This window comes from Schnuerera sp. (assembly GCF_035459645.1).
GTDB lineage: Bacteria > Bacillota > Clostridia > Tissierellales > Tepidimicrobiaceae > Schnuerera.
The window spans coordinates 1-9862 of sequence record NZ_DATHXO010000286.1; the positions used below are offsets into that span (position 1 = coordinate 1).

Annotated in this window: 12 protein-coding genes; all 12 read left to right on the forward strand. The window is 29.7% G+C overall.

All coding sequences use genetic code 11. The features are described from left to right. A partial coding sequence (locus tag VK998_RS06705; RefSeq protein ID WP_325226796.1) for a hypothetical protein occupies nucleotides 1-190 on the forward strand: 190 nt, incomplete at its 5' end. A gap of 18 nt (nucleotides 191-208) precedes the next feature. Continuing rightward, nucleotides 209-673 (forward strand): hypothetical protein, encoded by a 465-nt coding sequence (locus VK998_RS06710; protein ID WP_325226798.1) that lies wholly within the window; start codon nucleotides 209-211, stop codon nucleotides 671-673. 23 nt (nucleotides 674-696) lie between these two features. Further along, entirely contained in the window at nucleotides 697-1623 is a 927-nt protein-coding gene (locus tag VK998_RS06715; RefSeq protein WP_325226800.1) for a PIG-L deacetylase family protein, read from the forward strand. 101 nt (nucleotides 1624-1724) lie between these two features. Further along, complete coding sequence (locus VK998_RS06720; RefSeq protein WP_325226801.1) at nucleotides 1725-2846, forward strand: glycosyltransferase family 4 protein; 1122 nt, start codon at nucleotides 1725-1727, stop codon at nucleotides 2844-2846. Between the two features lie 4 nt (nucleotides 2847-2850). After that, nucleotides 2851-3336 carry a DUF4330 domain-containing protein gene (locus VK998_RS06725; protein ID WP_325226805.1) on the forward strand — a complete coding sequence of 162 codons (486 nt, stop codon included), beginning with the start codon at nucleotides 2851-2853 and terminating at the stop codon, nucleotides 3334-3336. Nucleotides 3337-3586: 250 nt separating this feature from the next. After that, on the forward strand, nucleotides 3587-3910 hold the full coding sequence (locus VK998_RS06730; protein ID WP_325226808.1) for a hypothetical protein: 324 nt from the start codon (nucleotides 3587-3589) through the stop codon (nucleotides 3908-3910). Then, entirely contained in the window at nucleotides 3901-5232 is a 1332-nt protein-coding gene (locus VK998_RS06735; RefSeq protein WP_325226811.1) for an O-antigen ligase family protein, read from the forward strand. Before VK998_RS06730 ends, VK998_RS06735 begins: the two co-directional genes overlap by 10 nt. Nucleotides 5233-5245: 13 nt before the next feature. After that, nucleotides 5246-6352 carry a polysaccharide pyruvyl transferase CsaB gene (gene csaB / locus VK998_RS06740; RefSeq protein WP_325226813.1) on the forward strand — a complete coding sequence of 369 codons (1107 nt, stop codon included), beginning with the start codon at nucleotides 5246-5248 and terminating at the stop codon, nucleotides 6350-6352. Nucleotides 6353-6360: 8 nt separating this feature from the next. Then, nucleotides 6361-7116 (forward strand): WecB/TagA/CpsF family glycosyltransferase, encoded by a 756-nt coding sequence (locus tag VK998_RS06745; protein ID WP_325226815.1) that lies wholly within the window; start codon nucleotides 6361-6363, stop codon nucleotides 7114-7116. Nucleotides 7117-7130: 14 nt separating this feature from the next. Further along, nucleotides 7131-7985, forward strand: a complete 855-nt coding sequence (locus tag VK998_RS06750; protein WP_325226817.1) for a YitT family protein — start codon at nucleotides 7131-7133, stop codon at nucleotides 7983-7985. A gap of 13 nt (nucleotides 7986-7998) precedes the next feature. Beyond that, nucleotides 7999-8826, forward strand: a complete 828-nt coding sequence (locus tag VK998_RS06755; RefSeq protein ID WP_325226819.1) for a transketolase — start codon at nucleotides 7999-8001, stop codon at nucleotides 8824-8826. Next, a complete protein-coding gene (locus VK998_RS06760) occupies nucleotides 8819-9754 on the forward strand; it encodes a transketolase family protein (RefSeq protein ID WP_325226821.1) in 936 nt (311 codons plus the stop codon). Before VK998_RS06755 ends, VK998_RS06760 begins: the two co-directional genes overlap by 8 nt. Nucleotides 9755-9862 lie beyond the last annotated feature (108 nt).

Consider the following 9862-nt stretch of genomic DNA (forward strand, 5'->3'; position numbering starts at 1 on the left):
AGGTAGGTTTAATAGTGAGTATAATAATTGTTTTATCAAAGTAGATTTTCCAATTCTATTTAATTATACAGACAAGGAAACTATAATATATAAAATATTCAAAAATAGAGGAACCATAGTCTCATTTAATAATGGAATTAAGGATATAGATAAAATTAATATATCTGAATATAAGGCAGACTATTTCTAAATAAGGAGGAAAATTAGTATGATAAATAAAAAATTCAAAAAAACCATATTGATTTTAGGTGGAGTTTCTATTATTCTAGGTAGTACTGTTGTTTTTTCAGAACCAGGCTCAGAAAAAGATCCATTAGTGTCCTTAAGCTATTTAGAAAAACAAATAGACCAATTAAAATATTATATAGATGAAAAGTTTTCTAGTATTGAAGATGAAGAAAGCACCTCTAGTGCACTAGAAGTAGTGGAAATATCAGAAGGACAGTCTATAATAGGCAAAAGTGGTACAGAAATTATATTAAGGGGAGGAAAAGCAGAGATCATTGCTGGTGAATTAGGCGGACTATCAGATATAACTGATGGCAAAGATTTGAAGATGGGAGCAAATGTTCCTCCAAACCACCTACTAATTGTACCACGAGATGATGAAAGGGGAGTATATGCTATTACAGATTCCATTTATTTGGTTAGAGGTGAATATGAAATTAGATAACTTTAAGTAGAGGAAGTGGGATTGTGATAAAAAAATTGATAAAAAAGATATTAAAATATCCTCTAAAGTTAGTCAATAATATTTATACTTATTTTTATTATAAAAATAGTCCTAAAAGGGATAATATTCAAATAGATGCTATGATTGGTGCAAAGGAAAAGATATTAGTTTTATCTCCTCATGTAGATGATGAGACTATTGGTTTAGGTGGCACTCTATTGAAGTATAAAAAAATGAATAATAATATGGGGTTAGTGTACATGACTGATGGAGGAGGTAGTACAAGCGATTTAGCAAATAAAGAACTAATAGATAAGAGGAAGAAAGAAGGCAAAAAAATAAAGGAAGTATATGGATTTAACACTTTATACTTTTTAGACCAAATAGATGGACAATTAGATTCTTCAAAAGAGAATTTGATAGGAAAAATAATAGATATATTAAAGATAGAAAAGCCTACTATTATTTATACTCCTTTTTTAATAGATGGTCATAAAGATCATGTAGAAACTACAAGAGCTCTTATAAAGGCTTTGAATTCATGGGATAGGAAGTATAATAACATATATATGTACGAAGTCAACTGCCCTATTATACCTAAACTGGTAAACAGTTTAAGTATAATGGATGAATGCCTATACAATGAAAAGAAGGATATATACAAGGTTTTTACTTCTCAATGGGCTATGGGTTTTGATGCCTTCAGCTTGTTAGATAGAAGAAAAAGTTTTTTTTCAAAAGATGGATTTGGAGCAGAAGTTTTTGTAAAAATGGATTTTCAATCCTTATTGAATATGGAAAGAATACTGGATAAAGAAGAATTTAAACCTGAATATTTTAGGCAGTTAAGCAGTGAATATAATCTACTTTTATCTTTTAAGGTCAATGAAGCTTTAAAAAAAGAGTATAGCGATAAAGTTAATTCTATAATATTAGATAATATTATTTGAGTAAGTTTTTATGATACAAAGGTTAATTTATGATATAATATTGGGGGTTTGATTTTGCTTCTAAAGGGAAGGAGGAAGCTCTAAATTAGAGCTATTATGTAATGAAAGTACTTCATTTAATTAGTGGTGGCGACACTGGTGGCGCCAAAACACATATTATTTCTTTAATGAGACAATTGAATAATTTAATAGATGCAAAGGTCATCTGTTTTATAAAAGATACATTTTATCAAGAAGCTATAGAGGCTGGGATCAATATTGAGGTATTTCATCAAAAAAAGAGGACAGATATGTCCGTAATCAATAGATTAGAAAGAGAAATAATCAATGAAGATTATGATATAGTCCATTGTCATGGTGCTAGAGCTAATTTTATTGCTATGTTACTAAAAAGTAGAATAAAAAAACCTATGATTACAACTATACATAGTGACTATAAACTGGACTTTAAGGATAATTTTTATAAAAGAATGGTATATACACCTATCAATTCAATAGCTTTAAAAAGGTTTGATTATTATATAGCAATCTCAGATACTTTTAAAGAGATGCTAATAGGCAGAGGCTTTAAAAAGGAGAAGATATTTACCGTTTATAATGGTATAGATTTAGAATCTGAAATTGATTATGTTAGTAAAGAGGACTTTTTAAATAGATATAATATTAATGGGAAAAACAAGATTATAGTTGGAATAATAGCAAGGATAGACTTGGTTAAAGATCATGAAACCTTTATTAAAGCAGCTCATAAAGTTCTTGAAAAAAGAAAGGATATTATATTTTTAATAGCTGGAACAGGTAATGATGAAAAGAGGATTAAAGCTTTAGTAAAAGAAATGGGAATTGAGGATTATGTTTATTTTTTAGGTTTTGTGAATGACCAATATTCATTTTTTAATGCTATAGATATAAATGTATTGACTTCTATTAGCGAAAGTTTTCCCTATGTGATTTTAGAAGGGGCAAGGCTTAAAAAGATGACCATAAGTACAAATGTAGGTGGAATCAATAAGTTAATTCAAGATGGTCATAATGGATGGTTAATACATGTCGGTGACAGTAATGCTTTGGCAGAGAAATTAAAATACCTTTTAGAAAATAAAGAAAAGATAAAAATTATGGGAGATAACTTATTAACAAGTGTTGAGAAAAACTTTTCTTCTAGAAGGATGGCAGAAGAACATTGTAAAATCTATGATGAAATTGTTCAATATAGGAGGTAAAAAGATGAAAATAATCAATGAAAAAGGAAAACTATTTGGAATTATAAACATAATTGATCTGGTCGTAGTATTGATAATTGCACTATTAGCTGTTGGAGGAGTCAAACGTATGAAAAAAAGCCCTGTTGCTATTGCAGAGACTAAGAAGGCATTAATAACTGTGGAAGTTTCAGATGTGAGAATGGCAACAGTAGATGGTATAGTGAAGGGAGATCCATTATATCATTATGACAAAGGTCAATTTCTTGGCGAGATCGTAGAGAAAAAAGTAGAGCCTTATAAGGAACCAGTTGAGAGTGGAGATGGAAGATGGATTTTGGCTGAAGTACCTGAAAAATATGTAGTTACTATGATAGTAGAATCAGATGTAAAGGAAAATCCTGATGTGGTAATAGCTGGTGGAGAACAAATCCGAATTGGTGCTCAATTTAGACTTAAAAATAGGAATGTAGCAGTTATGAGTACAATACTTGGAGTTGAAGTAGAATAAAGGAACTAGGAGTGGTTCTATGTACAATAGTGTAATAGTCAGATGCTTGGTAAATATATGGCATATTTTAGTTAAAGGATATAAATATAGTATTTTAAAAAGGTTTAATAGTAGTTTATTAAAAGGCATAAAATTTCTATCTAAAGGTTCTTTAACAATTAGTTTATTTATTTCCAACAGAAGTTTAATAGAGGAGAGTTTGTTATATCGGATATATTGTTGGGTTGTGAATATAATAAGTGATATTTTTATGATTATAAGGAAAGGTATAAAGAAGATAAGTCATGGAAGTTTAATATATACTACTGTATATAATCTTTTCTATGATGAAATTCAATTACAAAATACTTTTTATATGTTTTTTATGGCTTTTGGTATAGGTATTATAGGAAACAATCTAGTGAGAGGATATTATATTGGAAGATCTTATTTAGTTTCTATATCCTTGATAATTATAGCTTTAATAGGATTTAATATTAAAGAAGAGTATAAGAGTATTTTAGAAGAAAGCCATACTTTTAAAATTGTAAAAAGTGTATTTACTATTGATGAGGGAGTGGAGCAATGGTGGTAGAATCAATAAAGAAGAAGGAAGCAATTCTACCAATAGGATTAGGTATATTGTTTTCTATAATTTACTATAAACTACCTTTAAATTATTTTGCTATTACTTTACTAGGGTTAGTAGGAATTATATTGATATTATATGATATAAGAATTGGAGTATATGCAGGTATATTCATATTCCCTTTTATGCCTGATATGCTAAATTTATTATTTATGATTTTTATGGTAGCTGTGTATGTATATAAGAGTTTGTTTAAGAAAACACAACCTTTAACTAAACAGCCAATAGATATGCCAATAGTATTTTATATAATTATAATAATAATTTCAACCATTACATCCATTGATCCAACTGGTAGTTTTAGAGATTTAGCTATTCATCTTACATCCATAGGGTTTGTATTTGTAATAGTAAATAGCATAAAGACCAAAAAAGACTTTAATATACTTGTTGTATTTTTAGTCATTTCAGCTACTTTAGTTGCAATATATGGTTTTTATCAGTTTAAAGTTGGGGTAGAGTTAGAGGATAAATGGGTAGATGCAGTAAATAATCCAGATGTAAAAACTAGAATTTATTCTGTTTTTGGGAATCCAAATATATTTGCAGAATATTTAATAATGATAATCCCTATATCTCTGTCGTTATTTTGGTTTTCTAAAAAAATTCATAAAAAAGCAATATTTTTAATTACTAGCCTTATTCTAATATTAGCATTAGTATTGACTTTATCTAGAGGAGGTTGGATAGGATTTGCTTTTGGGATGTTCGTATTCGTATTATTAATTGAAAAAAGACTCCTTTTATCTATAATCCCTTTAGGATTGGGAGCTATATACTTTTTGCCTCAAACTATTTTGAATAGGATAGCGAGTATTGTAAACTTTGCAGATTCGTCTAATGATTATAGGATTAGGATGTGGAAGATAACATTGGATATAATAAAGGATCATTGGCTTGTAGGTGTAGGCTTTGGGCATCTTCCTTTCAAACAAACTTTTGAGACCTATATTAGAACTATGCCTACATTTCATGCTCATAATACTTATTTGGAAACTATGGCAGAAATGGGTGTTTTAGGTTTTATAATTTTTATAGTTTTTATATTTACATTGTTTAAATATTCTATTAAAAAGTTATTAAAAGGAAAAGATAATTATATTAAGACTATGGCCATAGGTGTTTTATCAGGACTGGCTGCTGTGCTAGCCCATGGAGCAGCGGAAAACATATTATATATACCTAGAATTATTATCACTTTCTGGATATTGGTTGGTCTTGTATTAGCATTGATGCGAATTTCAGATGAGCTTCCAGAAATCAGTTAAAAGGAGAATATTTATGGGTACAAACAAAAGAATTCTTATTTCTGGATATTATGGTTTTGATAATAGTGGAGATGATGCAATATTAAAAGCCATAGTAAAGGATATAAAGAAAAAGGACAATTCTATAGGAATTACAGTTTTATCTAATAATCCTATTTTTACTGAAAAAGTATATGGTATTAAAGCAGTTAATAGGTTTAAAATGAAAAAAGTAATTAAAGCAATAAAGGAATGCGATTTATTTATAAGCGGAGGTGGAAGTCTTCTTCAAGATATAACTAGTACCCGTTCCTTATTATATTATTTAACCTTGATGAAACTAGCAAATAAATTAAAAAAACCTATAATGATATATGCCAATGGGATAGGGCCTATAAATAAAAAAACAAATCGAATTTTAACTAAAAGGACTCTAAAGAAAGTAGATTTAATAACTTTAAGAGATGAAGATTCGAAAGTATTTCTAGAAGAACTAGGAGTTCAAAATAATAATATATTTGTAACTGCTGATCCTGTATTTACTTTAGAACCCAGTGAAGATATTGTAATTGATAAAATATTAAATAAAGAAGGGGTTCCACAAGAGAAACCTTTAGTAGGTGTTTCCGTTAGGAATTGGATGGATGAGGATAATTTAATTTCTAATGTAGCCAAAGCTATAGATTATGTTATTCAGCAATATAGGGTTAATGTAATTTTAATTCCAATGCATTATCCAGAGGATTTATCTATCAGTAATAGTATTTTAGAAAATGTCACTAACCAAAAAAATTGTTATATTATTTCTAATAAATACAATGTGGAAGATATTATGGGGGTAATTAGAAAATTAGAAATGATAGTTGCTATGAGACTTCATTCTTTAATATATGCAGCTACCCAAAATGTACCTATGGTTGGTATTGTATATGATCCTAAGATTGAAGGTTTCTTAAAATCAATAGATATGGGGCATATGTGTCCAGTAGAAGATTTAAAATATACTCAACTTATTTCTAATATTGATTATGTATGGGAAAATAGAAAAGATTTAAAGGAAGGGTTGAAGTTATTAGATATAAAAATGAGGAATGAAGCATTGAAAAATGTTAATATGGCATTAGACCTTTTAAAAGGGTAGGTGGTATTTTGGAGAATATAAGTATTTTTGGTGTAAATATTGATAATATAACTTTAGAAGAAGCCACAGATATAGTAGAAGATTTTTTAGTTCAAGATGAGTTAAAGACCATATGTACACCAAATACAGAAATTGTAATGGTAGCTAAAGATGATAAAGATTTAAAAAGCATAATAAATAAAAGTGATTTAGTAATTCCAGATGGTATTGGATTAATATACGGTTCTAGGATTAGAAAAAAGCCTCTAAAGGAAAGAGTTACTGGTTTTGATCTTTCCATAAAATTGCTAGAAATTGCAAATGAAAAAGGTTATAGGTTGTTTTTATTAGGGGGAAAAGAAAAAGTAGCAAAAAAAGCAGGAATGAATATTTTAGAAAAATATCCAAACGTTAAGTTAGTAGGCTATCATCATGGATATTTTAAAGGTAGTCATATAGGATATAAAGATCACGAAGAGGAACTAAATTTAATCAATAGTATTAATGAAGCAAAACCAGATATTATATTTGTAGGATTAGGATTTCCAAAACAAGAGATTTGGATAGCTAAAAACAAAAATAGACTTGATGGAAAGGTTATAATAGGAAATGGAGGTACAATGGATATATTATCTGGAGATTCTAAACGAGCCCCAGAATTCTTTCAAAAACTTGGATTAGAGTGGCTATATAGATTAATTAAGGAACCATCACGTATTAAACGACAGATGGTTTTACCTAAATTTATGCTATATATATTATTTTCTAAAGATGTAATCCAATAAGATAGGAGGTTTTTATGGAAAAGGAAAAATGGTATAAAACGGTATTGTCCTTAGTAGGACTTGGTGTAGGTGTTTTTTTATTGGCAATTGGATTAACTTTCTTTTTAGAACCAAATACTATTGCGCCAGGAGGAGTAACTGGTTTTGCTATTGTATTTAAAAAAATAACAGGTATACCTGTTTATATTACGAATTTAGTAATAAATATACCTTTATTTATAATTGGAATAATAATTTTAGGGAAAAATTTTGGATGGAAAACTTTATATGCAACTGCTTTATTATCTTTGTTTTTAAAGATAATACCAGTTCAAGCTGTTACTCCTGATTTATTGCTATCTTCCATTTTTGGTGGTCTAGTATCAGGTATAGGATTAGGGATAGTTTTTAAATTTGGAGGAACTACTGGAGGAACTGACTTAGCAGGTTCTATACTCAATAAATTTTTTCCCTCATTAAGTTTGGCAACTTTTATGATGGCTATAGATGTATTGGTAGTTGCTTTTGCAGGTATAGTTGATAAAAAAGTTGAAACCTCTCTTTATTCAGTAATATCTTTATTTATAACAGTTAAAGTAATAGACTTAATATTAGAAGGAATTGGATATTTAAAGGGATTTATTATTATAACCAATAACCCTGAAGAGATAAGTGAAAAAATAATGAAGGATTTAGATAGAGGGGTTACTTTGTTTAAAGGGAAAGGTATGTATACAAAAGATGAGAAAGATGTACTTCTTTGTGTGGTAAACCGGTTCCAGTTTACTAAGGCGAAGGATATAGTATATAATATCGATAAGGATGCCTTTATTATGGTCACTGAAATGTCTGAAGTATTAGGAGAAGGATTTGAAGAAGTAAAAAGTTAATAGGAGGTATAAAATGGAAAAGTACAAGGATTTAGAAAATGTAGCAAAAAATATGAGAGTCAACATAATTAACATGCTGAAAGAATCAAAATCAGGCCATCCTGGTGGTTCATTATCAGCATGTGAAATACTTACTGCCCTTTACTTTAAAGAAATGAAAATTGATTCTAAAAATCCAAATTGGGAAGATAGGGATAGGTTTGTTTTATCTAAAGGTCATGCTGCTCCAGTACTGTATGCAGCTTTAGCAGAAAAAGGTTATTTTCCTAAAGATGAGTTAATGAAATTAAGAAAGACTGACTCTATGTTGCAAGGACATCCTGACATGAAAGGGACTCCAGGAGTAGATATGACTACAGGTTCTTTAGGACAAGGATTGGCAGCAGCTAATGGTATGGCTTTGGCTGGTAAACTAGACAAAAAAGATTATAGGGTATATGCATTAATAGGAGATGGAGAATCCCAAGAAGGAATTATCTGGGAAGCAGCTATGTTAGCAGGACATTATCAATTAGACAATATTACTGTATTTTTAGATCATAATGGATTGCAAATTGATGGAACTAATAAAGAAGTTATGAATATTGAACCTATAGATGAAAAATTCAAATCTTTTGGTTGGCATGTGATTAAAATAGATGGACATTCCTTTGAAGAAATATTTGAAGCTTTAGATGAGGCAAAAAATACTAAAGGAAAACCATCCATTATTATTGCCAAAACCATAAAAGGCAAAGGGGTATCTTTTATGGAAGATCAAGCAGGTTGGCATGGTAAGGCACCAAATGAAGAACAAGCTTTAAAAGCAATAGACGAACTAGGAGGTGGCGTAAATGACTAATATGATAGCTACTAGAGATGCTTATGGTGAAGCTCTTAAGGAATTAGGTGGAATAAATAAAGATATTGTTGTATTAGATGCAGATTTATCTGGCTCAACTAAGACGGGAGTTTTCAAAAAAGCCTATCCAGAAAGATTTATTAATGTGGGAATAGCAGAACAAAATTTAGTTGCCACAGCTGCTGGGTTAGCAACTGCAGGAAAGATTCCTTTTGCAAGTACTTTTGCTGTATTTGCTTCAGGGAGAGCATTTGAAATAACAAGAAATTCTGTATGTTACCCTAAATTAAATGTTAAAATAGCAGCTACCCATGCTGGGTTATCCGTTGGAGAAGACGGTGCTACTCACCAAGCTCTTGAAGATATAAGCATTATGAGAAGTCTTCCTAATATGATAGTATTGAATCCAGCTGATGCCGTAGAAACAAAACAATGTATATATAAAGCTGTAGAATATGATGGTCCAGTATATATTAGGCTGGGAAGAAGTAAGGTACCTGTATTATTTGATAATAATTATAGATTTGAAATAGGCAAGGGTGTAGAACTAAAAGAAGGAAAAGATGTAACTATAATAGCTACTGGAATAATGGTAGAAAAAGCATTGACTGCAGCTGAAGAATTAGACAAAGAAGGTATTTCAGCTAGGGTAATAAATATTTCCACTATTAAACCAATAGACAAGGATATCATTATTAAAGCAGCTAATGAAACTAAAGGGATAGTTACAGTAGAAGAGCATAGTATAATTGGCGGCTTAGGTAGTGCAGTGGCAGAGGTATTGGTTGAAAACAAACCTACCTATATGGAAAGAATAGGAACTGAGGATACTTTTGGAGAATCAGGAGATGGAAATCTTCTTTTAGACAAATATGGATTAAATGTAGAAAATATCATTGTAAAATCCAAAAAAATAGTATCAAAATAGACAATCAAAGAATATAATATAGCACCAGCATATTTTGGTGCTATTTTTTTACCTAAATACATAAACCTATGCCCCCTAGAATAGGATAATATAGAGAGATCTATAGAG

Bases quoted from the DNA above. Each gene is read 5' to 3' on its own strand.
- VK998_RS06720 (WP_325226801.1), top strand. From the start codon at position 1,725: ATGAAAGTACTTCATTTAATTAGTGGTGGCGACACTGGTGGCGCCAAA.
- VK998_RS06725 (WP_325226805.1), top strand. From the start codon at position 2,851: ATGAAAATAATCAATGAAAAAGGAAAACTATTTGGAATTATAAACATA.
- VK998_RS06755 (WP_325226819.1), top strand. From the start codon at position 7,999: ATGGAAAAGTACAAGGATTTAGAAAATGTAGCAAAAAATATGAGAGTC.
- VK998_RS06750 (WP_325226817.1), top strand. From the start codon at position 7,131: ATGGAAAAGGAAAAATGGTATAAAACGGTATTGTCCTTAGTAGGACTT.
- VK998_RS06730 (WP_325226808.1), top strand. From the start codon at position 3,587: ATGATTATAAGGAAAGGTATAAAGAAGATAAGTCATGGAAGTTTAATA.
- VK998_RS06760 (WP_325226821.1), top strand. From the start codon at position 8,819: ATGACTAATATGATAGCTACTAGAGATGCTTATGGTGAAGCTCTTAAG.
- VK998_RS06710 (WP_325226798.1), top strand. From the start codon at position 209: ATGATAAATAAAAAATTCAAAAAAACCATATTGATTTTAGGTGGAGTT.
- VK998_RS06735 (WP_325226811.1), top strand. From the start codon at position 3,901: ATGGTGGTAGAATCAATAAAGAAGAAGGAAGCAATTCTACCAATAGGA.
- csaB (WP_325226813.1), top strand. From the start codon at position 5,246: ATGGGTACAAACAAAAGAATTCTTATTTCTGGATATTATGGTTTTGAT.